The organism is Mycobacterium sp., from assembly GCF_025933915.1.
GTDB lineage: Bacteria > Actinomycetota > Actinomycetes > Mycobacteriales > Mycobacteriaceae > Mycobacterium.
Map to the genome: position 1 here is coordinate 1 of NZ_JAICZA010000057.1, position 26,666 is coordinate 26,666.

General features: G+C 67.4%; 23 protein-coding genes and 1 tRNA gene. 13 read left to right on the top strand and 11 right to left on the bottom strand.

The genetic code is table 11. The annotated features are described in order from the left end of the window. The coding region (locus tag Q0W90_RS11345) for a nitroreductase family protein (protein WP_297774590.1) at nucleotides 1–597 on the bottom strand (597 nt) is incomplete at its 3' end. A 112-nt stretch (nucleotides 598–709) separates the two neighbouring features. Between Q0W90_RS11345 and Q0W90_RS11350 the strand changes: the two genes are divergently transcribed. Together Q0W90_RS11350 and Q0W90_RS11355 are read left to right on the top strand one after the other, a co-directional pair. Next, a complete protein-coding gene (locus tag Q0W90_RS11350) occupies nucleotides 710–4,003 on the top strand; it encodes a LuxR family transcriptional regulator (RefSeq protein WP_297774592.1) in 3,294 nt (1,097 codons plus the stop codon). A gap of 18 nt (nucleotides 4,004–4,021) precedes the next feature. Beyond that, entirely contained in the window at nucleotides 4,022–4,747 is a 726-nt protein-coding gene (locus Q0W90_RS11355; protein WP_297774594.1) for an adenosylcobinamide amidohydrolase, read from the top strand. 35 nt (nucleotides 4,748–4,782) lie between these two features. Here the strand turns inward: Q0W90_RS11355 and Q0W90_RS11360 are convergent, their stop codons facing one another. The 5 genes from Q0W90_RS11360 to Q0W90_RS11380 all read right to left on the bottom strand — a co-directional run bounded on the left by Q0W90_RS11360 (nucleotide 4,783) and on the right by Q0W90_RS11380 (nucleotide 8,409). Beyond that, entirely contained in the window at nucleotides 4,783–5,679 is an 897-nt protein-coding gene (locus Q0W90_RS11360; protein ID WP_297774596.1) for a DUF732 domain-containing protein, read from the bottom strand. Nucleotides 5,680–6,676: 997 nt separating this feature from the next. Next, nucleotides 6,677–6,751: transfer RNA gene (locus tag Q0W90_RS11365), tRNA-Val, on the bottom strand. Between the two features lie 102 nt (nucleotides 6,752–6,853). Next, on the bottom strand, nucleotides 6,854–7,315 hold the full coding sequence (locus tag Q0W90_RS11370; RefSeq protein WP_297602012.1) for a peroxiredoxin: 462 nt from the start codon (nucleotides 7,313–7,315) through the stop codon (nucleotides 6,854–6,856). Further along, a complete protein-coding gene (locus Q0W90_RS11375; protein ID WP_297602014.1) occupies nucleotides 7,315–7,737 on the bottom strand; it encodes a DUF3052 domain-containing protein in 423 nt (140 codons plus the stop codon). The genes Q0W90_RS11370 and Q0W90_RS11375 overlap by 1 nt, the downstream gene beginning before the upstream one ends. Before the next feature lie 84 nt (nucleotides 7,738–7,821). After that, complete coding sequence (locus Q0W90_RS11380; RefSeq protein WP_297602015.1) at nucleotides 7,822–8,409, bottom strand: hypothetical protein; 588 nt, start codon at nucleotides 8,407–8,409, stop codon at nucleotides 7,822–7,824. A 184-nt stretch (nucleotides 8,410–8,593) separates the two neighbouring features. Between Q0W90_RS11380 and aceE the strand changes: the two genes are divergently transcribed. From aceE to Q0W90_RS11415, 7 genes are all read left to right on the top strand, one after another. Then, nucleotides 8,594–11,383: a pyruvate dehydrogenase (acetyl-transferring), homodimeric type gene (aceE, locus tag Q0W90_RS11385; protein WP_297774599.1), complete on the top strand. Its 2,790-nt coding sequence runs from the start codon at nucleotides 8,594–8,596 to the stop codon at nucleotides 11,381–11,383. Between the two features lie 161 nt (nucleotides 11,384–11,544). After that, complete coding sequence (locus tag Q0W90_RS11390; RefSeq protein ID WP_297601261.1) at nucleotides 11,545–12,867, top strand: CdaR family transcriptional regulator; 1,323 nt, start codon at nucleotides 11,545–11,547, stop codon at nucleotides 12,865–12,867. A gap of 143 nt (nucleotides 12,868–13,010) precedes the next feature. Continuing rightward, nucleotides 13,011–13,919, top strand: coding sequence for an ACP S-malonyltransferase (locus Q0W90_RS11395; RefSeq protein ID WP_297601263.1), 909 nt, complete (start codon nucleotides 13,011–13,013; stop codon nucleotides 13,917–13,919). A gap of 73 nt (nucleotides 13,920–13,992) precedes the next feature. Continuing rightward, on the top strand, nucleotides 13,993–14,337 hold the full coding sequence (gene acpM / locus Q0W90_RS11400) for a meromycolate extension acyl carrier protein AcpM (RefSeq protein ID WP_297698305.1): 345 nt from the start codon (nucleotides 13,993–13,995) through the stop codon (nucleotides 14,335–14,337). Continuing rightward, a complete protein-coding gene (kasA, locus tag Q0W90_RS11405; protein WP_297698303.1) occupies nucleotides 14,334–15,584 on the top strand; it encodes a 3-oxoacyl-ACP synthase KasA in 1,251 nt (416 codons plus the stop codon). The genes acpM and kasA overlap by 4 nt, the downstream gene beginning before the upstream one ends. 82 nt (nucleotides 15,585–15,666) lie before the next feature. Continuing rightward, nucleotides 15,667–16,920, top strand: coding sequence for a 3-oxoacyl-ACP synthase KasB (gene kasB / locus Q0W90_RS11410; RefSeq protein ID WP_297601271.1), 1,254 nt, complete (start codon nucleotides 15,667–15,669; stop codon nucleotides 16,918–16,920). A gap of 33 nt (nucleotides 16,921–16,953) precedes the next feature. Then, a complete protein-coding gene (locus Q0W90_RS11415) occupies nucleotides 16,954–18,375 on the top strand; it encodes an acyl-CoA carboxylase subunit beta (RefSeq protein WP_297698301.1) in 1,422 nt (473 codons plus the stop codon). 238 nt (nucleotides 18,376–18,613) lie between these two features. Here Q0W90_RS11415 and Q0W90_RS11420 read toward each other — a convergent pair whose 3' ends face one another. From Q0W90_RS11420 to Q0W90_RS11435, 4 genes are all read right to left on the bottom strand, one after another. Further along, complete coding sequence (locus Q0W90_RS11420) at nucleotides 18,614–20,179, bottom strand: FAD-dependent monooxygenase (RefSeq protein WP_297600590.1); 1,566 nt, start codon at nucleotides 20,177–20,179, stop codon at nucleotides 18,614–18,616. Between the two features lie 79 nt (nucleotides 20,180–20,258). Next, the gene (locus Q0W90_RS11425) at nucleotides 20,259–20,891 is read right to left on the bottom strand and encodes a TetR/AcrR family transcriptional regulator (protein ID WP_297774603.1); all 633 of its coding nucleotides are present in this window, start codon (nucleotides 20,889–20,891) and stop codon (nucleotides 20,259–20,261) included. A gap of 68 nt (nucleotides 20,892–20,959) precedes the next feature. Further along, complete coding sequence (locus Q0W90_RS11430) at nucleotides 20,960–22,510, bottom strand: glycerol-3-phosphate dehydrogenase/oxidase (RefSeq protein ID WP_297600600.1); 1,551 nt, start codon at nucleotides 22,508–22,510, stop codon at nucleotides 20,960–20,962. Next, nucleotides 22,498–23,067 carry a TetR/AcrR family transcriptional regulator gene (locus tag Q0W90_RS11435; RefSeq protein WP_297698297.1) on the bottom strand — a complete coding sequence of 190 codons (570 nt, stop codon included), beginning with the start codon at nucleotides 23,065–23,067 and terminating at the stop codon, nucleotides 22,498–22,500. Before Q0W90_RS11435 ends, Q0W90_RS11430 begins: the two co-directional genes overlap by 13 nt. Before the next feature lie 47 nt (nucleotides 23,068–23,114). Here Q0W90_RS11435 and Q0W90_RS11440 point away from each other — a divergent pair, with 47 nt between their 5' ends. Further along, complete coding sequence (locus tag Q0W90_RS11440) at nucleotides 23,115–24,704, top strand: FAD-binding oxidoreductase (RefSeq protein WP_363319567.1); 1,590 nt, start codon at nucleotides 23,115–23,117, stop codon at nucleotides 24,702–24,704. Then, nucleotides 24,701–25,621 (top strand): diacylglycerol kinase, encoded by a 921-nt coding sequence (locus Q0W90_RS11445; RefSeq protein WP_297774605.1) that lies wholly within the window; start codon nucleotides 24,701–24,703, stop codon nucleotides 25,619–25,621. Before Q0W90_RS11440 ends, Q0W90_RS11445 begins: the two co-directional genes overlap by 4 nt. A gap of 25 nt (nucleotides 25,622–25,646) precedes the next feature. Here the strand turns inward: Q0W90_RS11445 and Q0W90_RS11450 are convergent, their stop codons facing one another. Then, nucleotides 25,647–25,940: a hypothetical protein gene (locus Q0W90_RS11450; RefSeq protein WP_297600573.1), complete on the bottom strand. Its 294-nt coding sequence runs from the start codon at nucleotides 25,938–25,940 to the stop codon at nucleotides 25,647–25,649. A 136-nt stretch (nucleotides 25,941–26,076) separates the two neighbouring features. Between Q0W90_RS11450 and Q0W90_RS11455 the strand changes: the two genes are divergently transcribed. Both Q0W90_RS11455 and Q0W90_RS11460 read left to right on the top strand, forming a co-directional pair. Further along, entirely contained in the window at nucleotides 26,077–26,199 is a 123-nt protein-coding gene (locus Q0W90_RS11455; RefSeq protein WP_297600570.1) for a hypothetical protein, read from the top strand. Beyond that, nucleotides 26,199–26,666, top strand: a 468-nt coding sequence (locus Q0W90_RS11460; protein WP_297774608.1) for a nitroreductase family deazaflavin-dependent oxidoreductase, incomplete at its 3' end; no start/stop codon positions are given. The genes Q0W90_RS11455 and Q0W90_RS11460, both read left to right, overlap by 1 nt.

The following is a 26,666-nucleotide window of genomic DNA, read 5'->3' on the forward strand; positions in this document are numbered from 1 at the left end:
ACGCGTGGTGGGACCGTATTTGCCCATCGGCCAGCCCAGCGGAATCACCGCGCACGGCGTGACATTCAGCGGCAGGCCAAGGACGCGCCGGGCCAACAGCGTGCTCCACAGCGGCATCGTGATCAACGCCGCGCCCAACCCAGCGGCGCGCGCCGCCAGCAACAGGTTCTGTATCGCGGGATAGATGGAACCGTAGGCGCTGCTCGCACCGATCGGGGGCCACGGCGCGATGACACCCCTCAGGCAGGCCACCACGACCACGGGGATGTCGTCGAAGTGCTCCGCCTGCCATTGCACGGCTTTCAATATCCGCTGCATCTTGTCGTCGGGGCGGCGCTTGAGGGCACGGCGGTAGACGGGCCCGACAAATTTCATCGCCGTGCGAGTCAACCGGCCCAGCTTCGCGACGACGTCGCGGTCCTTGACGACGATGAACTCCCAGTTCTGCGCGTTGGAACCGGTCGGCGCCCTCATCGCCAGCTCGAGCAGATGCAGGACCAGCGCGTCGTCGACGGGGTCGGGCTTGAGGCGACGGATGGCGCGCTGGGTCCGCATCGCCTCTTCAAGAGGCATGTTCAGGGGTGCTTGTTGGGTCATGACCATGATTCAACACGGCCGCGGGCAGACGGATCGCGTACGCATGCCGGCCGAGCAAACATTGGCCATTTCGCTGATGTTCGGTGCTGCAGGTGGCCGCATGCTGGCTAGCATGAGCGAAACAAGCTGGAGCGACGTAACCATGAGCGAGCTTCCGACCGGAACCGTGACGTTGCTACTGGCCGACGTCGAGGGCTCGACGCGCCTGTGGGAGACCCAGCCCGACCAGATGAAGGACGCGATCGCACGCCTCGACCAGACACTGTCCGACGCCATCACAACCCACCACGGCGTGCGACCGGTCGAGCAGGGCGAGGGCGACAGCTTCGTGCTCGCGTTTGCCCGCGCCGCCGACGCCGTGGCGTGTGCGCTGGAGCTGCAACGGGCGCCGCTGGCGCCGATCAGGTTGCGCATCGGCGTGCACAGCGGCGACATCGAACTGCGCGACCCATCCAGCACACAAGGCAACTACATCGGCCCGACGATCAACCGCACCGCGCGGCTGCGCGATCTCGCCCACGGCGGGCAGACGGTGCTCTCGGGTGCGACGGAACCGCTTGTCCTCGACCAACTCCCGGATGGCGTCACGCTGATCGACCTGGGTTCTCATCCGCTGCGCGATCTACCGCGCCCCGAACGTGTGGTGCAGCTCTGCCACCCCGACCTGCACAACGACTTTCCGCCGCTGCGCACCGCCGATTCTGTTGGGGTCGAACATCTTCCAGCTCCACTCACGCGTTTCATCGGGCGTCGGGCGGAAATCCGGGGCATCCGCGAGGCGCTCGCCGACAACCGGCTCATCACGCTGACCGGCGCGGGCGGCGCGGGCAAGACGCGGTTGGCGGTGAAGGTAGCGGCCAACATGGCCGGCGAATTCGCCGACGGCGTGTGGTACGTCGACCTGGCACCGGTAGCCGATCCCGACGTGGTAGCGGTGACGGCCGCACGCGCGCTCGGCCTGCCCGACCAGCCGGGCCAACATGCGACCGACGTGTTGCTGCGATTCATCCGCGACCGCCAGATGCTGATGCTGCTGGACAACTGCGAGCACCTGCTCGACGCCAGCGCCGCGCTAATCACCGCGCTGCTGTCCGGGTGCCCGGCGCTGGCATTGCTGGCGACCAGCCGGGAGCCGGTCGGCGTGCCCGGCGAGGTGAGCTGGCGGGTGCCGTCGCTGTCGCTGGCCGACGAGGCGGTCGAGCTGTTTGCCGACCGCGGCCGCCGCACCAAGCCGGAATTCCGCGTCACCGCCGACAACGCCGAGACCGTGACCGAGATCTGCCGCAGGCTCGACGGCCTGCCGCTGGCCATCGAGCTGGCCGCGGCGCGGGTCCGCGCGTTATCCCCGACCGAGATCCTCGACAGCCTGCACGACCAGTTCCGGCTGCTGACCGGCGGGGCGCGCACCGCGGTCCGCCGCCAACAGACACTGCGCGCGTCGGTGGACTGGTCGCACGAACTGCTCAGCGAACCCGAACAGGCGTTGTTCCGAAGGTTGGCGGTGTTCTTCGGCGGGTTCGATCTCGATGCGGCCCAGGCCGTCGCGACCCGCAACGCCGTGGAGCGCTACCAGGTGCTCGACCAGCTCACGTTGCTCGTGGACAAGTCGCTGGTGTTGGCCGAAGACACCCGAAACGCGACCCGGTATCGACTGCTGGAAACGGTCCGCCAGTACGCGCAGGAGAAGCTCAAAGAATCACGCGAAGGCGATGCGGTCCGCGCCCGTCACCGCGACCACTACACCGCCCTGGCCAAAACGCTCGACGCAACGGCGGGCGCCGACCATGAACAACGTATCGAACAGGTCGAAGCCGAAATCGACAATCTGCGAGCCGCTTTCGCGTGGAGCCGGGAGAACTCGGATAGCGAGCTCGCCCTGACATTGGCTTCATCGCTGCAGCCGCTGTGGCTGACACGCGGACGGATCCAGGAAGGGTTGAACTGGCTCGACGCCGCCCTGGCCGATGAGAACAAAACGACGGGTGAAATTTCGGCGGCTTATGTACGGTCGTCCGTGAACAAGGCCCAACTGCTCGCCCACCTGGCCACGGCAGATGTCCTCGACGAGGCCGAGCGGATCCTGGCAATGGCGCGGGAGTTCGGTAACCCTCCGCTCGTGGTGCAGGCGCTGAGCGCCTGCGCGGTGATCGGCGCCGCCAACGACACGGCGACTGCGCGGCAGTACTACGCCGAGGCTGCCGGCATCGCCCGGGATCTCGGCGATTTGCGGACACTAGCTCAGATCCGGGCCAACGAGGCCGTCTCCGGTCTCATCTGCGACGCACCGGTCGATGCTGTTCAGGCGGCCGCGAACGAAGCACTTCGGATCGCGGACGAAATAGGCGACGACTTCGTCTCCCGCCAGAGCCAGTTGGCGCTGGGTTGGGCAGACATATTCGGCGTCGACGTGCCCGCGGGCGCCGCCCGGTTGGGCGAAGTGGTCGAGAAGTCCGCGGTGGCCCACGACCCGATGTACGCGATGTACGCATCGGTGTGCCGGGCATACGGACTCGCATACACAGGAGATTTGGCCGGCGCTCAAACCATGGCAGAAACGGCGCGCAGTAGCGCATCTGCGCTTTTCGAATTCTACGAAGGCCCTGTTCACACCGCGTTCGGCATCGCCAACCTAGCGGCAGGAGATGCGTCGGCGGCGTGGAAAGCGTACGAAGCCGCGCGCCGATGCGGCGGCATGGACCTCCAGATCGCCTCGACGTTCAGTTCGGCGGCGTTGGCGCCGTTGGCGTGCGGCGATCTCGCCGCGGCCCGCCGCTGGGCCGACGACGTCGTGGCGGTGACGAAGGGCCGAGGCCTATCGGTCTCGCTGGCGACGCGCGCACGCGTGGAGATCGCGCAGGGCGAATTCGACGCCGCCGAAGGCGACGCCTACGACGCGCTCGACTTGGCGGCCCGCCTCGGGGCTCACCTCGTCGCTCCATTCGCTCTCGACTGCCTCGCTGTAGTCGCGGGTGAGGCCGGCAACCACCAGGTCGCGGCGCGCCTATTCGGTGCGGCCGAATCGGCCCGCCAGAGCATGGGATTGGTGCAATTCAAGGTGTTGGAAGCCGACGACGAAGCCAGGATTGCTGCCGTTCGAGAGGCGCTGGGCGACAACGACTTCGACACCGCGTGGGCCGAGGGCGCGGCGCTCTCGACCAAGGAAACCATCGCCTACGCGCAGCGTGGTCGCGGTGAACGGAAGCGCGCCGGCAGCGGTTGGGCGTCACTGACCCGCGCTGAGCTCGACGTCGCAAAGCTGGTCAGCGAGGGCCTGGGCAACAAGGACGTCGCCGCCAGATTATTCGTCTCACCGCGCACCGTGCAGGCGCACCTCACCCACATCTACGCCAAGCTCGGGCTGGCCTCGCGGGTGCAGCTCGCCCAGGAGGCCGCGCGCCACAGCTGACTTGTCAGGATGAGAACCATGGATCCCACGTTGACCGCACGGGTCGAACACGCACGACCCATCCCGGTGCTCGTCTGGGAGTTCGCCGAGCCGCGACTGTGCATCTCGTCGGGCCCGCTCGGCGGCGGCGTCGGCGCCCGGGACTGGTTGGTCAACGCGACAGTCCCCCTCGATTACGCCCGGACCGACCCGGACCGCCACCTGACCGAGATCGGTGCCGCGCTCGGGCTCGTGGGCACCGGCTGCGGGTTGCTCACCGCGGTCGACGTGACGCGCCACCACCTCACCGCGGACAGCGGCGTACACGCCACCGCTACCGTCGGGCTGTCCAGTCCCGCGTGGGCGGCGGCACCCGACCGGCACTTCCGCCGGGAGGTGCCACCCGGCCCCCGCACGGCCGTGTTCGCCGACTACGAGATGGTCGAGTACCGACCACTCACCGACGGCGACGAGTGCCGGGTGGGGACGATCAACATCGTGGTTGCGGTGCCGGTGCGGCTGTCTGCAGCGGCCCTGGTCAATGCCGTGGGCACCGCCACGGAGGCGAAGGTGCAGGCGTTGCACGAGGCCGGGGTACGCGCCACCGGGACCGCCTCCGACGCGATCGTCGTGCACTGCCCGACGGACGGGACCGCAGAGACATACGGCGGACCACGATCGGCGTTCGGCGCCCGGATCGGACGGGCCGTACACGCCGCCGTACTCGCGGGCACCAGGTCCTGGATCTCAGGCCCTGCCGACTAGGGCTCAAGCCGTGGTGAGGCAACCAACGGCAGGCCTCACGGTGCGAGCCTGACAAAGCCAGGCGCCATGGGCGGCGCCGGCGGTGGCGGTGGCGGCGGCGGCAGTTCCGGCGGTGGCACCGGCCGTTCCGGTGGCGGCGCCGGCTGCTGCGGTCGCGGCGCCGGCTGCTGCGGTCGCGGCGGCACCGCGATCGGCTCGGGTGGCGTGCGCAGACGCGCGACCGGTGGCGGCGCCGGAATCTCCGGCGGCTCCGTCTGGGCAGTGTCTCCGGAGGGAACCGCGACAATCCGCGAGCCGGGCACGGTGCCATGCGCGCGTTCGCCACTGGAGCGGCCCGCCGCCACGACGCCCCCGTCCATCACCTGTGGCAATCGAATCGCACTGGGGCTCGGCGGTTCCTGCCCTGGCGCCGGCATTGTGATCGCGTCGAGCGTCGTTGCCGGTTCCAGCGCAGCACCCGCTGAGTTGACCGCGGCGTGCGCGGGCACGGCCCCACGGTGCGTCGACTCCGTCCCGTGCGACGTGGGATTGGCCGTGAAAGCCACCTTGCCGCGGTCATACGGGCAGTAGGCCCCTACCGCCGCGGTGACGAATTTGGCCTCGGTGCGCGCGAGGCGGCCGGCGGCGTAGGAGCGCTCGTCTGGGTCCTGCCTATACGCATCCTGCACCATCGCGTCCACTACGGCGTCCGCCGAAAAGCCGTCATCTATTGCGCGGCAGACTCTATGGGCTGTGTCTATCAGGCTCGGTACGCCCTCGAGGGCAGGTATGCCCTCACTATCGAGTAGTGCCAGAAACTGGTCGTCTTGGTTTGAGTCGGCCGCCGCTGTGCCACCGTGCAGAATCGCAGTGCCGGTCAGCACCAGGACGGCAGTAACCAGAGCGCCGGCGTGGCTGATGCTGCCGCCGTGGCTGGTGATGCCGGTAAACATGGCAGTGTTTCCGTTCTGCTGGAGCCCGTCAGCTGGCGGACTTTGGATATTGATCTACGCCACAGGTGTGGGTAGCTGGGGGTGGTGCCAATCGCTGCGGGGTCGCGTATTCCGAAGTCCCGCACAAGGGTTCCGTCGTTGCCACACCCGGATTTGGTAGGCACGATGGACCGCGGGCGCGCATCGTTGCGGAATAGCCTGGGATGGCGCGCGGCGCAAACCTCGCCCATTCCCGTACATCTCGGCGGCCGCAGGGGGCGTGTCCAGCATATGTTTCACCGCTGGCCAACGGCATACCAAATATCATACCGCCGCAATTACGGTATGGCACTTGAAGATATCCTGAGTCCTTCCTGCACGTTAGCTGTTATCCCATCGGCGCAACCAAAATCCGACACCTGAAAAACTTGTGGTATCGCGCGAAACCACCGCTGACCCCAACAGAGGACATGCGTCACAACGGTTTTCGAACCACACTCAAGATCAAGTGCGCGAAGGGCTTCGCCTGCTCACTGAGTGAATGGCCTGAACGAGACCGCAGCTTCTGTTCAGAAATCATCGGATTCGATGCTGATCGAGATTCACGCAACGATCGGCTGTCGTCAGCGCTGCGACTTGTTCAACGTGGCGGCTATGGAACCCATCGATCGGGCGTCTCTACCAACGATGCTCGCGACTTTCGGTGCGCACATTCGTCACTCGATTTCCTCACCCCGCGGAATTCACAGGCGGCTTTGCGGACGCGGGTTGAGGCGCCATGTGGGCCTCACGCTTCCGGGCGGTCGGCGCGGCCATCAGGCGCCTCCACAACGGGCCAAACCGGGCGGCCCTGCCGTCACACGGGGTCGACCACCCAGTCCGAACTTCCGCGGTCGCCGCCCCGGCCCCCGATGCGGGCATCGATGCTCGGAGAGCGGTGCACGCGCGACGCAGCCCAGGCGCCCAATCGAGCGAGCGCCCCGGCGCAGCCCGAAAGCGGCCTGGGGGCCTCGCGGGATGGTGGGCGCGGACGGTATCGAACCGCCGACCGCTGGTGTGTAAAACCAGAGCTCGACCACTGAGCTACGCGCCCTATATGCCCGCCGCAGGGTACACGTCCGGCGGCCGAGACCTCAAACGTTGGGCTGACCGTGGATCGGTTTCCCGGGCCGCCGCCGAATCGCGGTCCAAACGGTCAGGCTCTCAGGGCCGCCAGGGCCTCGGTCCACAGCCGCCGATCGCGGGACTCGCCGGGCTGTTTCATCTCGGCGAATCGAATGATCCCCGACCGATCGACGACGAACGTCCCGCGATTGGGGTAGCCGGCGTCGTCGTTGAACACGCCGTAGCTCTGGCTGACCGCGCCGTGCGGCCAGAAGTCCGACAGCACCGGGAAGGTGAAGCCGCTGTCCAGCGACCAGACCCGGTGCGTGGGCGGCGGACCCACCGAGATGGCCAGCACCGCGCTGTCGTCGTTCTCGAAGTCGGGCAGGTGGTCGCGCAGCTGGTCCAGCTCGCCCTGGCAGATCCCGGTGAACGCCAGCGGGAAGAACACCAGTAGAACGTTCTTGACGTCGCGGTAGGAGCTCAGCGTGACGCGCTGTTGATTCTGGTCGCGCAGAGTGAAGTCCGGGGCGGGGGTACCGACCGACAGCATCAACGCTTCCCGGCCCGGGACTTGGGCTGTACCAACCGGCTGGCGCTCCAGTCCCCCAGGTTGACCGACGAGGTCGGCATCAGGCCGGCGGTGGGAGCCGCCTCGGCGATCTCGGCCGGCAGCACGTGTCCCGGCTTGCCGGTCTTGGGGGTCAGCACCCAGATCACGCCGTCTTCGGCCAGCGGGCTGATCGCGTCCATCAGCGTGTCCACCAGGTCGCCGTCGCCGTCCCGCCACCACAGCAACACGACGTCGACCACCTCGTCGGTGTCTTCGTCGAGCAGTTCGCTGCCGCAGGCTTCCTCGACCGCGACGCGGATCTCATCGTCGGTGTCTTCGTCCCAGCCCCACTCCTGGACAACATGGTCGGGTTGGATGCCCAGTTTGCGAGCGTAGCTCGGGGCGTGATCCGCCGCGACCACCGTGGAGCCTCCTTCAATATCCTCGCGATGTGCGATTTGGGATTATCGTCGCACAGCGCGAACCCCGTTCACACTTCCGCCTCATTACGTCGCCAGGCAGAGTTGAATCGCCTTCTTTTTGGTGTCGTTGAGTTGATCGACTCGTTGGTTGAATTCCGACGTCCCAGCGTGTGTGCCAATGGCGTTGGCCACCGAGTGTGCGGCGTCGACATAAGCGTTGAACGCGTCTTTGATCTGCTGCGACATCGCATCATTGAAGCTGTTGGCCACCGTGGTGGCGCTGTCGTTGAGGGCGTCGATGGCCGGGCCCTCGGTGGGGCCGGTGCCGCGGCCCGAATTGAACGCCTTGACGAAATCGTTGGTCTTGTCGATCGCGTTCTTGCTGGTGGTGATCAGCGTGGCGCAGGCGGTGCGCACCGCCTTGGTGGTCAGCGATTGCTGTCGCTGGGACTCCCGGACGCTCGACGTCGCCGACGAGGCCGACACCGACGCGGACACCGACTGCCGGTAGGCCGGGGCCACCTTGGTGTCGGGTGTGGCCGTTCCGTTGGTGACGGAGGTGCATCCCACGATGCCCATCAGCGCCGCGGCGACACAACCGAGGGCCAATGCGCCTCGCCGGGGGGAAGCCCCCACCTGCATCTGAGGGATGGCACGCCACCGAATCAGCACAGGTCTGACGTTACCGGGTGGCTTGTACAGCCGCCCCGGACGCGCCGGGTTGGCGTTCGCGGGGTGAACCCGCATCGGCTACCAGACGTCGCCTACCCGCGCGGATCGCCCGTGCGGCACGATGGTGGGGAGGGTGCGAACCACCCGTCACGGCACACATCCCGCCGATTACAGGAGTAGTGGGTTGACAACCGAGTTCGTGCGCCACGATCTGGCCACAAACCCCAACAGCACAACCGAACCCGACCGCGTCCGGGTGATCCGCGAGGGGGTGGCCTCCTATCTCCCCGACATCGATCCCGAAGAGACCTCGGAGTGGCTGGAGTCCTTCGACGACCTGCTGGAGCGCTCCGGCCCGTCGCGGGCGCGCTACTTGATGCTGCGGCTGCTAGAACGGGCGGGCGAGCAGCGCGTCGCCATCCCCGCGCTGACGTCAACCGACTACGTCAACACCATTCCGACCGAACTGGAACCGTGGTTTCCCGGCGACGAGGACGTCGAGCGACGCTACCGGGCGTGGATCCGGTGGAACGCCGCCATCATGGTGCACCGGGCCCAGCGTCCGGGAGTCGGTGTGGGCGGCCACATTTCGACCTACGCCTCGTCCGCGGCGCTGTACGAAGTCGGCTTCAACCACTTCTTCCGCGGCAAATCGCATCCCGGTGGCGGGGACCAGTTGTTCATCCAGGGCCACGCATCCCCGGGGATTTACGCGCGTGCCTTCCTGGAAGGCCGGCTGAGCGCCGATCAACTCGACGGCTTCCGCCAGGAGCACAGCCACCCCGGCGGCGGGCTGCCGTCCTACCCGCACCCACGGCTGATGCCCAACTTCTGGGAATTCCCCACGGTCTCGATGGGCCTGGGCCCGATGAACGCGATCTATCAGGCCCGGTTCAACCACTACCTGCACGACCGCGGCATCAAGGACACCTCCGACCAGCACGTGTGGTGCTTCTTGGGCGACGGCGAGATGGACGAGCCGGAAAGCCGCGGACTGCTGCACGTCGGCGCGCTCGAGGGACTGGACAACCTGACGTTCGTCATCAACTGCAACCTGCAGCGCCTCGACGGCCCGGTGCGCGGCAACGGCAAGATCATTCAGGAACTCGAGTCGTTCTTCCGCGGCGCCGGCTGGAACGTCATCAAGGTGGTCTGGGGCCGCGAGTGGGACGCCCTACTGCACGCCGACCGCGACGGCGCGCTGGTGAACCTGATGAACACCACCCCCGACGGCGACTACCAGACATACAAGGCCAACGACGGCGCCTACGTGCGCAACCACTTCTTCGCCCGCGACCCGCGCACCAAGGCTCTCGTCGCGAACATGAGCGATTCGGAGATCTGGAATCTCAAGCGCGGCGGCCACGACTACCGCAAGGTCTACGCCGCCTACCGGGCCGCCGTCGACCACAAGGGGCAGCCCACGGTGATCTTGGCCAAGACCATCAAGGGTTACTCGCTGGGCGCGCACTTCCAGGGCCGCAACGCCACGCATCAGATGAAAAAGCTTGCGCTGCAAGACCTCAAGGACTTCCGCGACGCTATGCGGATACCGATCAACGATGCCCAGCTGGAAGAGGATCCGTACCTGCCGCCCTACTTCCACCCCGGTTCCGACGCTCCGGAGATCCGCTACATGAACGACCGCCGGCGCACTCTCGGCGGCTACCTGCCCGAGCGCCGGACAAAGGCCAAGCCGTTGCGGCTTCCCGGCCGCGACATCTACGCCGCGCTGAAGAAGGGATCGGGAACCCAGGAGGTCGCCACCACCATGGCGACGGTGCGTACCTTCAAGGAAGTGTTGCGGGACAAGGAAGTTGGCCCGCGGATTGTGCCGATCATTCCCGACGAGGCGCGCACCTTCGGCATGGACTCGTGGTTCCCGTCGTTGAAGATCTACAACCGCAACGGCCAGCTATACACCGCCGTGGACGCCGAGCTGATGCTGGCCTACAAGGAAAGCGAAAGCGGCCACATCCTGCACGAGGGCATCAACGAGGCCGGGTCGGTGGGTTCGTTCATCGCGGCCGGCACCTCGTATGCGACGCATGACGAGCCGATGATCCCGATCTACATCTTCTATTCGATGTTCGGCTTCCAGCGCACCGGCGACGGCCTGTGGGCGGCCGCCGACCAGATGACGCGGGGCTTTTTGCTCGGAGCCACCGCGGGACGCACCACGCTGACCGGCGAGGGCCTGCAGCACGCCGACGGGCATTCGTTGCTGCTGGCGAGCACCAACCCGGCGGCGGTCGCCTACGACCCGGCGTTCGCCTTCGAGATCGCCTACATCGTGGAGAGCGGGCTGGCCCGGATGTTCGGGGAGAACCCCGAGAACGTGTTCTTCTACATCACCATCTACAACGAGCCGTACGTGCAGCCCCCCGAGCCGGACAACTTCGATCCCGAGGGCGTGTTGCGGGGCATCTACCGCTACCACGCCGCCACCGAACAGCGCGCCAACAAGGCGCAGATCCTGGCTTCGGGGGTGGCGATGCCGGCGGCGCTGAACGCCGCGCAGATGCTGGCCGCCGAATGGGACGTCGCCGCCGACGTGTGGTCGGTGACCAGTTGGGGCGAATTGAACCGCGACGGCGTCGCCGTGGACAGGGCGAGGCTGCGCCACCCGGACCGGCCGGCCGGCGTCCCGTATGTCACCCAGGCCCTGTCGAACGCCAGCGGACCGGTGGTCGCCGTCTCGGACTGGATGCGTGCGGTTCCCGAGCAGATCCGACCGTGGGTGCCGGGCACCTACGTCACCCTGGGCACCGACGGGTTCGGCTTCTCCGACACCCGGCCCGCGGCGCGGCGGTACTTCAACACCGACGCCGAATCACAGGTGGTGGCCGTGCTCGAGGCGCTGGCTCGCGACGGCGAAATCGATCCCTCGGTGCCGATCGCCGCCGCCCGCCAGTACCGGATCGACGACGTGCAGGCCGCCCCGGAGCAGACGTCCGACCCCGGCGTGGCCTGACGGCGGCTCGCTCGGCCGCCGTTCGCCCGCCGCACCGCCGCACGCCGAATGCGCGGCCAGCCGCACGCCGGGCGCCGAATGCGCGGCCAACCGCACCTTCGAGCCATACACCACACGCCCTTTTAGCGGAAACTTCCAGAAAAGACGCGTAGGTTTTAGGGGTGAGTGACAATCCCTTCGCCGGTCCGTTCGCCAAGCATCCCCGCTCGCCGCTCGAAAACTTGGACGCGGTCCCCGAATCCGTGCTTCGGCGGCTCAAGCAGTACTCGGGCCGGCTGGCCACCGAGGCGGTCACCGCCATGCAGGATCGGTTGCCGTTCTTCGCCGAGCTGGAAGCGTCCCAGCGGGCCAGCGTGGCGCTGGTGGTGCAGACGACCGTCGTGAACTTCGTCGAGTGGATGCAGGACCCGCACAGCAACGTCAGCTACACCGCGCAGGCCTTCGAACTGGTGCCCCAGGAGCTGCAGCGCCGGATCGCGTTGCGCCACAGCGTCGACATGGTGCGGGTCACCATGGACATCTTCGAGGAGGTCGTGCCGCTACTGGCTCGCTCCGAAGAGCAGCTGACCGCCCTGACGGTGGGCATTCTGAAGTACACCCGCGACCTGGCGTTCACCGCCGCCGGGGCGTACGCCGACGCGGCCGAGGCACGCGGGACCTGGGACAGCCGGATGGAGGCCAGCGTGGTCGACGCGGTGGTCCGCGGCGACACCGGCCCCGAGCTGCTGTCCCGTGCGGCGGCGCTGAACTGGGACACCACGGCGCCGGCGACAGTGGTGGTCGGTACGCCGGCGCCCGGGCGCGACGGGTCGACCGGACCCGGCGACAGCGAACGAGCGAGTCAGCGGGTCCGCGATATCGCCGCGCAACACGGCCGGGCGGCTCTCACCGACGTGCACGGCACCTGGCTGGTCGCCGTCGTGTCCGGCCAACTGTCGCCAACCGACAAGTTCCTCGGAGATCTGCTGGTGGCGTTCGCGGACGGCCCGGTGGTCGTCGGGCCCACGGCGCCCATGCTGACGGCGGCCTACCACAGCGCCAGCGAGGCGATATCCGGCATGAACGCCGTGGGCGGCTGGCGCGGGGCGCCGCGTCCCGTGCCGGCCCGCGAGCTCCTGCCCGAACGGGCCCTGATGGGCGACGCGTCGGCGATCGTGGCGCTGCACACCGACGTGATGGGGCCGTTGGCCGACGCGGGCCCGACGCTGATTGAGACTCTTGAGGCTTACTTAGATTGTGGCGGCGCGATTGAAGCCTGTGCCAGAAAGTTGTTCGTTCATCCAAACACCGTGCGCTACCGACTCAGGCGGATCACCGACTTCACCGGCCGCGATCCGATGCAGCCACGTGATGCATATGTGCTGCGAGTGGCGGCGACGGTGGGCCAGCTCAACTACCCCACCAGCCCCGCTGGCGCCGCAAACATCGCCATGCCCGCGGTCCCGCTGCCGGTCAAAGGGGCTATCGCGGGCCAATCCGGGTAACAGTGACCCAGGCGACATGTCGCGGGTCGGTATCAAACCCGTAGCTTACGGGGCCGTTTTGTAGGGTATACACAAAAACCTAAGACGAGGTTCATAATCTGTTACACCCGCTAAAACCGTTTCCACAGTGTTCTCTTAAACATGTGATTGCATTGCTTGCGCCCGGACAGGGTTCGCAGACCGAGGGGATGCTGTCGCCATGGCTGGAGCTCGCCGGCGCCGCTGACCAATTGGCGCTGTGGTCCAAGGCCAGTGGCCTCGACCTTGTTCGCCTGGGCACCACCGCATCGGCCGAAGAGATCACCGACACCGCGGTCACCCAGCCGCTGGTGGTGGCCGCCACGCTGTTGGCTCACCAGGAGGTGACCAGGCGCGGTCTGCTCGCCGGTGAAGACCTGGTCGTCGCCGGACACTCCGTCGGTGAGATCGCCGCCTACGCGATCGCCGGCGTGCTGGCCGCGGACGACGCCGTCGCGCTGGCCGCCACCCGTGGCGCCGAAATGGCCAAGGCGTGCGCCGTCGAGCCGACTGGCATGTCCGCCGTGCTCGGTGGGGACGAGGCCGAGGTCTTGGCCCGTCTCGAGCAGCTCGACCTGTTCCCCGCCAACCGCAACGCCGCCGGGCAGATCGTCGCCGCCGGGTCGCTGGCCGCATTGGACAAGCTCGCCGAAGACCCGCCGGCCAAGGCCCGGGTGCGCGCGCTCGGTGTGGCCGGAGCGTTCCACACCAGGTACATGGCGTCGGCGCTCGACGGCTACGCGGCCGCGGCGGCCGCCGTCCAGACGGCCGAGCCCACCGTCACGCTGCTGTCGAACCGCGACGGCAAGCCGGTCACCTCGGCCGCAGCCGCGATGGAGGCCCTGGTCGCTCAGCTGACCCAGCCGGTGCGCTGGGACCTGTGCACCGCGACGCTGCGCGAGCTGGAAGTGGCTGCGGCCGTGGAGTTCCCGCCCGCGGGCACCCTGACCGGCATCGCCAAACGAGAACTTCGGGGAGTTACGGCTCGCGCCGTCAAGTCGCCCGCAGACCTGGACGCTTTGGCTGAGCTCTGACAGTCGCGACCAGTACAACCACATAACACGTCAGTTCGATTAACTCACAACACATTACGAAGGGAAGCACGCTGTGGCTGTCAGCCAGGAAGAAATCATCGCCGGTATCGCCGAGATCATCGAAGAGGTAACCGGTATCGAGCCCTCGGAGGTCACCCCCGAGAAGTCGTTCGTCGACGACCTGGACATCGACTCGCTGTCGATGGTCGAGATCGCCGTGCAGACCGAGGACAAGTACGGCGTCAAGATCCCCGACGAGGACCTCGCCGGTCTGCGTACCGTCGGCGACGTCGTCTCCTACATCCAGAAGCTCGAGGAAGAAAACCCCGAGGCTGCCGAGGCGCTGCGCAGCAAGCTGGAGACCGACAACCCTGACGCGGTGGCCAACGTCAAGGCGAGGCTGGAAGCGGACAAGTGAGTAAGCCTTCCACTGCTAACGGCGGTTACCCCAGCGTTGTGGTAACTGCCGTCACGGCGACGACGTCGATCGCGCCGGACGTCGAGAGCACGTGGAAGGGCTTGTTGGCCGGCGAAAGCGGCATCCGCGTCCTCGAAGACGACTACGTCACCAAGTGGGACCTGCCCGTCAAGATCGGTGGACACCTCAAGGAGCCCATCGACGACCAGATGAGCAGGCTCGACATGCGACGTATGTCGTACGTCCAACGGTTGGCCAAGGTGCTCAGCGGTCAGCTGTGGGAGACCGCCGGCAACCCGGAGCTCGATCCCGACCGGTTCTCGGTCGTGGTCGGCACCGGCCTCGGTGGCGCCGAAAGGATCGTGGAGACCTACGACCTGATGAACGAGGGCGGCCCCCGCAAGGTGTCGCCGCTCGCCGTGCAGATGATCATGCCCAACGGCGCCGCGGCCGTGGTCGGCCTGCAGCTCGGCGCCCGCGCCGGGGTGATGACCCCGGTTTCGGCCTGTTCGTCGGGCTCGGAAGCGATCGCCCACGCCTGGCGTCAGATCGTCATGGGTGACGCCGACGTCGCCGTGTGCGGTGGCGTCGAGGGCCTCATCGAGGCGCTGCCGATCGCGGCGTTTTCGATGATGCGGGCCATGTCGACGCGCAACGATGAGCCCGAGCGGGCATCGAGGCCGTTCGACAAGGACCGCGACGGCTTCGTGTTCGGTGAGGCCGGGGCGCTGATGCTCATCGAGACCGAGGAGCACGCCAAGGCCCGCGGCGCCAAGCCGCTGGCCCGGCTGATGGGTGCCGGCATCACGTCGGACGCGTTCCACATGGTGGCCCCGGCTGCCGACGGCGTGCGTGCGGGTCGGGCGATGACGAGGTCGCTCGAGTTGGCGGGGTTGTCCCCCAAGGACATCGACCATGTCAACGCGCACGGCACCGCGACGCCCATCGGTGACACCGCCGAGGCCAATGCCATTCGGGTCGCCGGTTGCCAGCAGGCAGCGGTGTATGCGCCGAAGTCCGCGCTGGGGCACTCGATCGGTGCGGTCGGGGCGCTGGAGTCGGTGCTCACGGTGCTGACCCTGCGCGATGGCGTCATTCCACCCACATTGAATTACGAAACCCCCGATCCCGAGATCGACCTGGACGTTGTCGCGGGCGAACCTCGCTACGGCGATTACCAGTACGCGATCAACAACTCATTCGGGTTCGGTGGCCACAACGTCGCACTCGCCTTCGGGCGCTACTAAAGCAGGAGGTGGTGACCCGCTTCACCCGGCCTGGCCGGGCTCGCGATCACCACTAAGCACGAAAGGAAAGTTCGCAAGTCCCATGACAGAGCTGGTTACCGGGAAAGCGCTCCCGAACGTGGTCGTCACTGGCATTGCCATGACGACCGCACTGGCGACTGACGCCGAGAACACGTGGAAGTTGTTGCTCGACGGCCAAAGCGGCATCCGCACCCTAGAGGATCCGTTCGTCACTGAGTACGACCTGCCGGTCCGCATCGGCGGCCATCTGTTGGAGGATTTCGACAGCCAGCTCACCCGCATCGAGCTGCGCCGCTCGGGATACCTGCAGCGGATGTCCACCGTTCTGGGCCGGCGGGTCTGGGAGAACGCCGGTTCACCCGAGGTCGACACCGGCCGATTGATGGTGTCCATCGGTACCGGCCTGGGCTCGGCCGAAGAGCTCGTCTTCGGGTATGAAGAGATGCGCGTACGCGGGTACAAAGCGATGTCTCCGCTGACCGTGCAGAAGTACATGCCCAACGGCGCGGCCGCGGCCGTGGGCCTGGAAAGGCACGCCAAGGCCGGGGTGATGACGCCGATATCAGCCTGTGCGTCCGGTTCGGAGGGCATCGCCCGTGCCTGGCAACAGATCGTGCTCGGCGAGGCCGACATGGCGATCTGCGGCGGCGTGGAAACTAAGATCGAGGCCGTCCCCATCGCCGGATTCGCCAACATGCGCATCGTGTTGTCTACCAATAACGACGACCCCGCCGGTGCGTGTCGCCCCTTCGACAAGGACCGCGACGGCTTCGTGTTCGGCGAGGGCGGCGCTCTGATGGTGATCGAGACCGAAGAGCACGCAAAAGCCCGCGGGGCCAACATCTTGGCCCGCATCATGGGCGCCAGCATCACCTCGGACGGCTTCCACATGGTGGCGCCGGATCCCAACGGTGAACGCGCCGGGCACGCGATAAGCCGGGCGATCCACCTCGCGGACCTCAGCCCCAGCGACATCGGCCATGTCAACGCCCATGCGACCGGGACTCAGGTCGGTGACCTCGCCGAGGGTAAGGCGATCAACAGGGCCTTGGGAAGCAACAAGCCCGCGGTGTACGCGCCCAAGTCCGCCCTCGGCCACTCGGTGGGTGCGGTCGGTGCGGTGGAATCCATCCTCACCGTGCTGGCGCTGCGCGATCAGGTGATTCCGCCGACGCTGAACCTGGAAAACCTCGACCCCGAGATCGACCTGGACGTGGTGGCGGGCAAACCGCGGCCGGGCAAGTACGAGTACGCGATCAACAACTCGTTCGGCTTCGGCGGCCACAACGTGGCAATCGCCTTCGGGCGGTACTAAATCGAGCAACACCGGAATATCAGGAGACCTGCGATGACTATCACGGCCCCCGAGGCGGTTGGCGAGTCGCTCGACCCCCGCGACCCGCTGTTGCGCTTGAGCAATTTCTTCGACGACGACAGCGTCGAACTGCTGCACGAGCGTGACCGCTCCGGTGTGCTTGCCGCCGCCGGGACCGTGAACGGTGTGCGCACCATCGCGTTCTGCACCGACGGCACCGTGATGGGCGGCGCCATGGGCATCGAGGGTTGCACGCACATCGTCAACGCCTACGACACCGCCATCGAGGAGCAGAGCCCGATCGTGGGTATCTGGCACTCCGGCGGTGCCCGGCTGGCCGAGGGTGTGAAGGCCCTGCATGCGGTCGGCCTGGTGTTCGAGGCCATGATCCGTGCGTCCGGCTACGTCCCCCAGATCTCGGTGGTCGTCGGCTTCGCGGCCGGCGGCGCCGCCTACGGGCCGGCGCTGACCGACGTCGTCGTCATGGCGCCGGAAAGCCGGGTGTTCGTCACGGGCCCGGACGTGGTGCGCAGCGTCACCGGCGAGGACGTCGACATGGCCTCGCTCGGTGGTCCCGAAACCCACCACAAGAAGTCCGGCGTGTGTCACATCGTCGCCGACGACGAGCTCGACGCCTACGAGCGCGGCCGCCGGTTGGTCGGATTGTTCTGCCAGCAGGGGCATTTCGACCGCACCAAGGCCGAGGCCGGTGACACCGACATCCACGCACTGCTGCCCGAATCCGCCAGGCGCGCATACGAAGTGCGTCCGATCGTGACCGCGATCCTCGATGGGGACACGCCTTTCGACGAGTTTCAGGCCAATTGGGCGCCGTCCATGGTGGTCGGGCTGGGCCGGCTGTCCGGCCGCACGGTCGGCGTGCTGGCGAACAACCCCCTGCGCCTCGGCGGTTGCCTGAACTCCGAAAGCGCCGAGAAGGCAGCACGTTTCGTGCGTCTCTGCGATGCTTTCGGCATTCCGCTGGTGGTGATCGTCGACGTGCCGGGTTATCTGCCCGGTGTCGACCAGGAGTGGGGTGGCGTAGTGCGCCGCGGCGCCAAGCTGCTACACGCCTTTGGCGAGTGCACGGTTCCGCGTGTCACCCTTGTCACCCGAAAGACGTACGGCGGGGCCTACATTGCGATGAACTCCCGGTCGCTGAACGCCACCAAGGTGTACGCCTGGCCGGACGCCGAGGTCGCCGTGATGGGCGCCAAGGCCGCCGTGGGCATTCTGCACAAGAAGAAGCTCGCTGCCGCGCCCGATCACGAGCGTGAAGCGCTGCACGACGAGCTGGCCGCCGAGCACGAGCGGATCGCGGGCGGCGTGGACAGCGCCATCGAGATCGGCGTGGTCGACGAGAAGATCGACCCGGCGCACACCCGCAGCAAGCTCACCGAGGCGCTGGCCCAGGCGCCGGCGCGCCGCGGCCGTCACAAGAACATCCCGCTGTAGTTCTCTCCCGGGCCGCGAGCGGTCGGGAAGCCGCGATCACATCCGCCGCATGCGTGATCACGTCGGCAACATGCGTCGCTACGGAGAAGTATGTGCCGCTTTGCCCGCCTCTGAGCGACAACTGCGTTGCCAACGAGGATCTCGCTTACATCGCCACAAGGGTGTCGCTCAGAGGCGGGCAATTAGTACATCGCTTCTACGCGGAGGCGCGTGTGGAACAAGTGACATCGGGCGCGACTCACCCCGGCGAGCGAGACAGGATCGCCGAAAGCGCCTGGCGCAACTCGGCTTCCGGGTCCGCGGGAAGCTGGTCGGCACGCCACCCGATGAAATCGTCCGGGCGGACCAGTAACGCCCCTTCCGGCGCCAGCCCGGTGATCGCTGCCCACTCGTCGCTGATGATGCGATGCGCGGCGACTGATGCCGAAGCGGCGGCGGCACACCATCGCTCGTCCCCGGTCAGCACGGTGAATTCGGGGCCCAGCAGATCGAGCGTCGAAACCCCGTCGCGCACCCAGACGTGCGGAACCCGAGTGCCTGGCTGCCCGCGCAGCTCATCCACCAGGCAGACCGCGTCGGGATCCGCCGGCGCGGGATCGTCGGAAACGACGGCGGCAGAGCGGTACTGGTAGCCGGTGAGCAGCGCGAACATCGGAGCCTCTTCGTCGGCCGGCAGTCGCGGCGGGTTGTCGTCCAACCGCAGCAACGGCAGCGACGGCCCGGTGAGCGACTGGCGCGCGTTGAAGCGGCCGACCGGATGCCGCTCGGTGTGGTACGTGCTCAAGAGTGCTGGCCCGGCCAGACCGTTCAACACGGCGGCGAGCTTCCACGCCAGATTGTCCGCACTCTGGATGGCGGTGTTGGCTCCGCCCGCCTTGAACGGCGGCATGGTGTGAGCGGCGTCGCCGACGAGAAATGTTCGCCCACGCTGGAATTGGTTCGCCACCCGCTCGTATGGTTGCCAGGATGCGACGCCGATGACCTCGATGTCGATTGGCTCGCCGACGGCCTTGGTGAGCAGCTCGGCGCAACGCCGCGGGGTGAATTGCTCCGCTGATTCACCCCTGTCGGGCAAGTAGGTGGTGATGAACATGCCCAGGTCGCCCTCGACCACAAGGAAGATCCCGTCCACCTCGGGGTTTTTGACTTGCACGCCGTCGCCGTCGCCGAGCTTGCGGACGAACTGCCGCCACGGCGCCTTGAAGTAGACGAAGACGACGAAGATCGGTAGTGCGCCGTATCCGGACGTGGGCACGCCGAGCGCTTCGCGGACAGGGCTGTACACACCGTCGGCGGCGACGAGATAGTCGGCGCGCAGTTGCTCGGTCTCCCCCGAATCCGCCTGGCGCACAGCCACCGTCACACCGGTAGCATCCTGTTCGAAAGACAGCACCTCCGTGGCGTAGCGGACCTCACTGCCGCGCCGACGCGTTTCGGCCAGCAGCATCGGTTCCAGCTTGCTCTGCGGGCAATACTGCGCGGGTGGTTCCGGGCTCAGTCCGCCGAAGGGCGCGAATATGGCGTCGACGTCCATCGCGGGTGCCTCCTCCGCGCTGTTGAGCGTCGGCTTGACGACCACGCTGGAAACGCCATCGGCGACCGCGTGCACCTCGTCGCTCAGGCCGAGACCGCGCAGGATCTCCAGGCTGCGAAAGCTCAGGTTGCGCGCCTTCGGGTAGATGAACACCTCGCGTCGCCTTTCGACCAGCAGCGAGCTGACCCCGTGTTTGGCGAGCAGCGCGGAGGTTGCCAGGCCGGCCGCACCGGCGCCGACGATCAGCACCGGGACATGCTTGACGTTCATCGCCCTCTCCCCACTGGACGGAACTATCTAGTTCCGTCTAATTCCCCAATCTGGCACGCTGCGGCGGAATGCGCAACGACTACGACACCGGTCCGCCGGCAAGCGGCAGGATCACGTCCTCGAGCACGCGCCGGACATAGACCCGGTCGAGGGGCCGTCCCGTAATCACCCGCAGCACGTTGAGGCCCAACAGGGCGTCGGGGATCAGGCTCAGGTCGCGGCCGGACGGAATCTCCCCGCGAGCCACCGCCTGGTCGAGCACCGTACGGACCACCTGCCGCGGAGCGGACAGCACCAGGTCGTCCAGGGTGGCCGCCAGGACGGGATCGTGCATCGCTGCGGTCGCCACCCCGACGACGACCCGAATCATGTGTGAATCGACGTCATTCAGCTCGGGCGCGGCCGCAACCAAGGCGTCGATGTCACCGCGCAGGCTGCCGGTGTTCGGCGGCTCGACGGGTCCCAGTCGCCGTCTCCAGTGGGCGATGGCGTCGGCAACCACCACGGCCTTCGATGGCCAGCGACGATATATCGCCGCCTTGCCGACGCCCGCGCGCGACGCGACGTCGTCCATGCTCAACCGGTCATAGCCTACTTCGGCCACACCTGCCAGCGCCGCGTCGAGGATCGCCAGGTCCAACGATCGATCGAGGCGTCCCGGCCTTCGTGCCCGGCCCGACGTGCGCGCCACCTGGCCGCTTTCGAGCTTCATGGAGGTTCCTTACCGATACGGACTAGTTCCGCTCCATGGTAGCCGTCGCCGCAATGGCGCGACCCACTTCAGCCGAACCGCGCCACAAACTCCTCGGCCGCCGCGACGGCCCTTTCCCGATCGCGCGGCACCAGCCCGATGCGGGTCCGCCGGTCGAGGATGTCGGAGGCGTCCAGCGCGCCCTCATGGGTGATCGCGTATTCGAACTCCGCTCGGGTGACGTCGATTCCCTCGACGGCCGGCTCGGTCGGCCGCTCGCACTCGGCGGCAGCGACGACCTTGGGCGCTTCGGCCCCGTAGCGCGACACCAGCGACTCGGGGACTTCGACGTCCGGCGTCGCGGTGATCCCGGGGTTGGCCGGCGCCCCGATCAGCGGCAGGTTTCGGGTCTGACACTTCGCGGCGCGCAGCCGGCGCGCCCGGATGGCGCGATCCAGCACATCTTGTGCCATGTAACGGTATTCGGTCAGCTTGCCGCCGATCACGCTGATCACCCCGGACGCCGATTCCACGACGGCGTGTTCGCGCGAGACGTCGGCGGTGCGGCCTTCGCCGGTGTCGATCAGCGGGCGCAGCCCGGCGTAGGCGCCGATCACATCGGTGGCGGTGAGCCCGGTCCCCAACGCGGTGTTCACCGTGTCGAGCAGGAACGTGATCTCGTCGACCGACGGCTCGGGCACATCCGGAATCGGACCGGGGGCGGCTTCGTCGGTCAACCCCAGGTATATGCGGCCCAGTTGTTCGGGCATCGCGAAGACGAAGCGGTTGAGTTCGCCGGGGATCGGAATGGTCAGCGCCGCAGTCGGATTACCGAACGTGTGCGCGTCGAAGACGAGGTGGGTGCCGCGGCTGGGCCGCAACCGCAGCGAGCCGTCGATCTCGCCGGCCCACACCCCGGCCGCATTGATGACCGCGCCCGCCGAAACGACGAACGAGTCCCCTCCGCGCATATCGGTCAACCGCACCGAGGTGCCGGTGGCCTCCGAGGCCGACACCCGGGCCAGGATCCGTGCGCCGTGCTGCGCGGCGGTGCGGGCGACGGCGGTGACCAGTCGGGCGTCGTCGATCAATTGCCCGTCATAGGCGAGAAAACCCCCGTCCAGGCCGTCACGCCGGACGGTCGGCGCCATCTCGACGACGCGCCGCGCCGAAATCCGGCGCGACCGGGGCAGCGTCGATGCCGGTGTGCCGGCGAGGAACCGCAACGCGTCACCGGCGAGGAACCCCGCGCGCACCAACGCTCGCTTGCCCGGACTCATCGACGGCAGCAAAGGCACGAGTTGCGGCATCGCACGCACGAGGTGAGGGGCGTTGCGGGTCATCAGGATTCCGCGCTCGACGGCGCTGCGACGGGCGATGCCCACGTTGCCGGTCGCCAGGTAGCGCAGGCCGCCGTGGACGAGTTTGGAACTCCAGCGGCTGGTGCCGAACGCCAAATCATGTTTTTCCACCAGCGCCACCCGCAGCCCCCGCGCCGCGGCGTCCAACGCGATCCCGGCACCGGTGATGCCGCCGCCGATCACCACCACGTCCAACGGCTCACCGTCGGCGAGCGCGGTCAGGTCGGCGGTGCGGCGCGCGGCGTTCAGGGCGGTCGGGTCAGGGATCACGACAGATATCCGTTCAGCGAGTAGGCGAGTTCGGCGGCCAGGGCGTCGGCATCAAGCATCGGTTCGACGATCCGCGCCGACTGGATGGTCGACTGCGCGATCAACAACACCATGGTGGCCATCTGGACCGGGTCGCCGGACCGGACGCTGCCGTGATGCTGGGCGACCCGCAGGCGTGCGGCGAGGGCCTCGATCAGCATGCGCTGGCTGGTCCCGAGCCGTTCGGTGATGTAGGTGGCCGCGAGTTCCGAGTGCAAAACGGACATCACCAGCTGGTCTTGGCGCAGCAGGTCGGCCACCGTAACAATCTGTCGCACAAGCGATTCCCGGTCGTCCCCGAGTAACGGCGCGTCGCGCATCACGTCGGTGACGTGCCGGGTCAGCAACGCCGCGACGACCGACGGCGTGTCCGACCAGCGCCGGTACACCGTCGGTCTGCTGACACCCGCACGCCGGGCTATCTCGGCGAGGGTCACCCGGTCCACGCCGAAGTCGACCACACAGCTCGCGGCCGCCGCGAGGATGCGGTCACCCGTATCCAGTTCCGTGTTACGGATTGACAACATATGTAATACTGTAACGCATGACGCATCCCGACGGGCTCTTGCCACCCATGAAATGGAACGCGTGGGGAGATCCCGCCGCGGCCAAGCCGCTCTCGGAAGGGATCCGGTCGTTGCTGCAGCAAGCCGTGGGGGTCGAGGGGCCCCCCGCGGCCGACGTGCAGTCCGACCAGGTGCGCCTGCGCCCGTCGGCCTTGTCGCCGACGGACCGGGAGGCGCTGGCCGCCATCGTCGGCGCCGAGTACTGCCGAACCGCGGACTCCGATCGGTTGCTGCACGCAGGCGGCAAGTCCACCATCGACCTGCTCAACCGCAAGGAACGCGGCCCGCAGGATGCGCCCGACGCCGTGTTACTGCCCGGCGGCCCCGGCGGTGAGGATGCCGTTGCCGCGATCCTGCGCTACTGCTCCGAGCATCGCATCGCCGTCGTGCCTTTCGGCGGGGGCACCAGCGTGGTCGGCGGGCTCGATCCCGACCGCGCCGAGTTCGGCGCCGTCGTCTCGCTCGATCTACGTCGTTTCGATCGGCTGCTCTCGCTCGACGAGGTGTCCGGCCAGGCCGTCTTCGAGGCCGGAGTCACCGGACCCGATGCCGAGAGACTCCTTGGCGCACAAGGATTTTCGCTGGGTCATTTTCCGCAGAGCTTCGAGTACGCCACCATCGGCGGCTTTGCCGCGACCCGCTCCTCCGGGCAGGACTCGGCGGGCTATGGCCGGTTCAACGACATGGTGCGGGGACTGCGCGTGATCACCCCGGTGGGCACCCTGGATCTGGGTCGCGCGCCGGAATCCGCCGCGGGCCCCGACCTGCGTCAGCTGCTGATCGGCTCGGAGGGCACCTTGGGCGTCATCACCCGGGTTCGGTTGCGGGTCCATCGCGCCCCGGAAGCCGTGCGCTACGAGGCCTGGTCGTTCCCCGATTTCGCGACCGGCGCCGCGGCCCTGCGGGCCATCACCCAAAATGCCACCGGCCCCACCGTCGTTCGGCTCTCCGACGAGGCGGAGACGGGAGTCAACCTGGCCACCACCGAGGCGATCGGCGAATCTCAGATCACCGGAGGATGTTTGGGCATCACCATGTTCGAGGGCACCAGGGAGCACGTCGAGAGCCGGCACGCCGAAACCAGCGCGCTGCTCACGGCCAAGGGCGGCACCTCGCTGGGCGAAGGACCCGCGCGGGCATGGGAGCGCGGCCGGTTCGGCGCGCCGTATCTGCGCGACTCGCTGCTCGCGGCGGGTGCGCTGTGCGAGACGCTCGAAACCGCCACCGACTGGTCCAACGTTTCCGCTCTGAAAGCCGCGGTCACGCAAGCACTCACCGACTCGTTGGCCCAGACCGGTACTCCGGCGCTGGTGATGTGTCACATTTCGCACGTCTACCCCACCGGCGCTTCGTTGTACTTCACCGTCGTCGCGGGGCAACGGGGCAATCCGATCGAGCAGTGGAAGACCGCCAAGAAGGCCGCGTCGGATGCGATCATGGCCACCGGGGGGACCATCACCCACCACCATGCGGTCGGCGCCGACCACCGGCCGTGGATGCGCGACGAGATCGGCGAGTTGGGAGTGCAGGTGTTACGTGCTGTCAAGGCGACCCTGGATCCGGCCGGAATCCTCAATCCCGGCAAGCTGATTCCGTGACACCGCTGCGCCGCCGTGAAATCGGCAAGGTGATCGCCCTGACCAACCCGGTCTCGGGACACGGCGCCGCCGTCCGCGCCGCCCAGCTCGCGATCGCCCGGCTGCACAAGCGGGGTGTGGAGGTCGTCGAAATCATCGGCGACGACGCCGAAGACGCGCGGCACCTGGTCGGGGCGGCGCTGGACAAGGGCGCCGACGCGGTCATGGTGACCGGGGGCGACGGCGTCTTCTCCAACGCGCTACAAGTGTTGGCGGGCACCGACGTTCCCGCCGGGATCGTCCCCGCGGGAACCGGTAACGACCACGCCCGTGAATTCGGCATCCCCACCCAGGATCCCGAGGCGGCCGCGGACATCATCGTCGACGGCTTGACCGAAACCATTGACCTGGGCCGGATCACGGACGGCGGCGGGTCGAGCAAATGGTTCGGCACGGTGGCGGCCACCGGCTTCGACTCGCTGGTCACCGATCGCGCCAACCGGATGCGCTGGCCGCACGGCAGGCTGCGCTATTACGTCGCGATGCTCGCCGAGCTGTCCCAGTTGCGGCTCTTACCCTTTCGCATGGTGTTCGACGGCACCAGGGAGATCGACGTCGACATCACGCTGGCCGCCTTCGGCAACACCCGCAGCTACGGCGGCGGGATGCGGATATGTCCCGCAGCCGATTACACCGACGGCCTGCTCGACATCACCATGGTGCACGAGGCGTCGCGCACCAAGCTGGTCCGCCTCTTCCCCACCGTGATGAAGGGCACCCACGTCAACCTCGACGAGGTGAGCACGACGCGCGCCAGATCAGTCCACGTCGAGTGCCCCGGCATCAACGTCTACGCCGACGGCGACTTCGCGTGCGCGCTGCCGGCCGAGATCTCGGTGGTGCCAAGCGCTCTGCAGATCCTGCGCCCCGCCGGCTAGCAATGCGCGCGCGCGACAACCGGATTCATCCCCGGTTGCCGATTTCGGTGCGGACATCGTCGAGGTAGTCGTCGTAGGCGGCGATGATGTCGTCGAGGTCCAGTTGCTTGGGTAGGTCGTCGGGGCGCTGACGCGCAGTCAGATACGCCATGGTGGCGGCGATGACGCGCGTTTCGTCGGCATCGGGTCCGGCGATGCGGGCGACGACGTCTGGCGTAGCCCGTATCCGGATGGTCACACGTTCCTCGTCCTGGGCAATGCGCACGAGGTAATCGTGATCACCGAGTGCTTCGATGTCGGGGGTTTCGATGTTCTTCATGGCCGTTTCCTACTTTCCGAATGGCGCGCCGCGTGCTTTGCCTCATGGCTGACCCGCGGCGTTGACATCCCGATGTGCGCAGCTGCACTACATCTATTTTAACGGGCTACACTCATCTAAAAGAAGACCTGCCGAGGTGGCACGTGGGGTACGCGAGTACGAGGCCCCCGCCATCCGGCTGCCCAACTACCGCAGCGCAATTCTGCACTACGTGCTACGGCAACTGCCGGCACGCGGCTCGAACAAGGAAGAGAAATGATCTGGCGTTGGCCCACTGGCACTCGGGGGGTCGCCCCCAAGCGGCCCCCCTTCCTGATTTCCGCTCTGGCTCCGCGTCTCCTGAAACGGGTTTCCAAGGCGAACGTGGCGATTTATCGCGCCACCGATGGCCGCGTTGCCGGCCACGAGTTGGGGCTCCCACTGTGTCTGTTGACCACGACCGGCCGCAAGAGCGGGTTATCCCGAACCACCCCACTGATTTTCATGGCCGACGGCGCCCGACTGGTTCTGGTGGCGTCACAGGGCGGTCTGCCGACACACCCCATGTGGTTTCTGAACCTTCGTGCTAACCGCGATGTGCGCGTTCAGATCCGAGCGCAGACCCGCGACATGCATGCCCGCGTCGCTGACGAGACGGAACGCGCAGAACTGTGGCCGCGGCTCGTTGCGCACAACCCGCGGTGGGGCAGATACCAATCGTGGACCGACCGGGTGATTCCGGTGGTG

Coding starts and splice junctions, on each gene's coding strand:
- Q0W90_RS11350 (WP_297774592.1), top strand. CDS start 710: ATGAGCGAAACAAGCTGGAGCGACGTAACCATGAGCGAGCTTCCGACC.
- Q0W90_RS11355 (WP_297774594.1), top strand. CDS start 4,022: ATGGATCCCACGTTGACCGCACGGGTCGAACACGCACGACCCATCCCG.
- Q0W90_RS11360 (WP_297774596.1), bottom strand. CDS start 5,679: ATGTTTACCGGCATCACCAGCCACGGCGGCAGCATCAGCCACGCCGGC.
- Q0W90_RS11370 (WP_297602012.1), bottom strand. CDS start 7,315: ATGCTGTCGGTCGGTACCCCCGCCCCGGACTTCACTCTGCGCGACCAG.
- kasB (WP_297601271.1), top strand. CDS start 15,667: ATGACAGAGCTGGTTACCGGGAAAGCGCTCCCGAACGTGGTCGTCACT.
- Q0W90_RS11415 (WP_297698301.1), top strand. CDS start 16,954: ATGACTATCACGGCCCCCGAGGCGGTTGGCGAGTCGCTCGACCCCCGC.
- Q0W90_RS11420 (WP_297600590.1), bottom strand. CDS start 20,179: ATGAACGTCAAGCATGTCCCGGTGCTGATCGTCGGCGCCGGTGCGGCC.
- Q0W90_RS11425 (WP_297774603.1), bottom strand. CDS start 20,891: ATGAAGCTCGAAAGCGGCCAGGTGGCGCGCACGTCGGGCCGGGCACGA.
- Q0W90_RS11435 (WP_297698297.1), bottom strand. CDS start 23,067: ATGTTGTCAATCCGTAACACGGAACTGGATACGGGTGACCGCATCCTC.
- Q0W90_RS11440 (WP_363319567.1), top strand. CDS start 23,115: ATGAAATGGAACGCGTGGGGAGATCCCGCCGCGGCCAAGCCGCTCTCG.
- Q0W90_RS11450 (WP_297600573.1), bottom strand. CDS start 25,940: ATGAAGAACATCGAAACCCCCGACATCGAAGCACTCGGTGATCACGAT.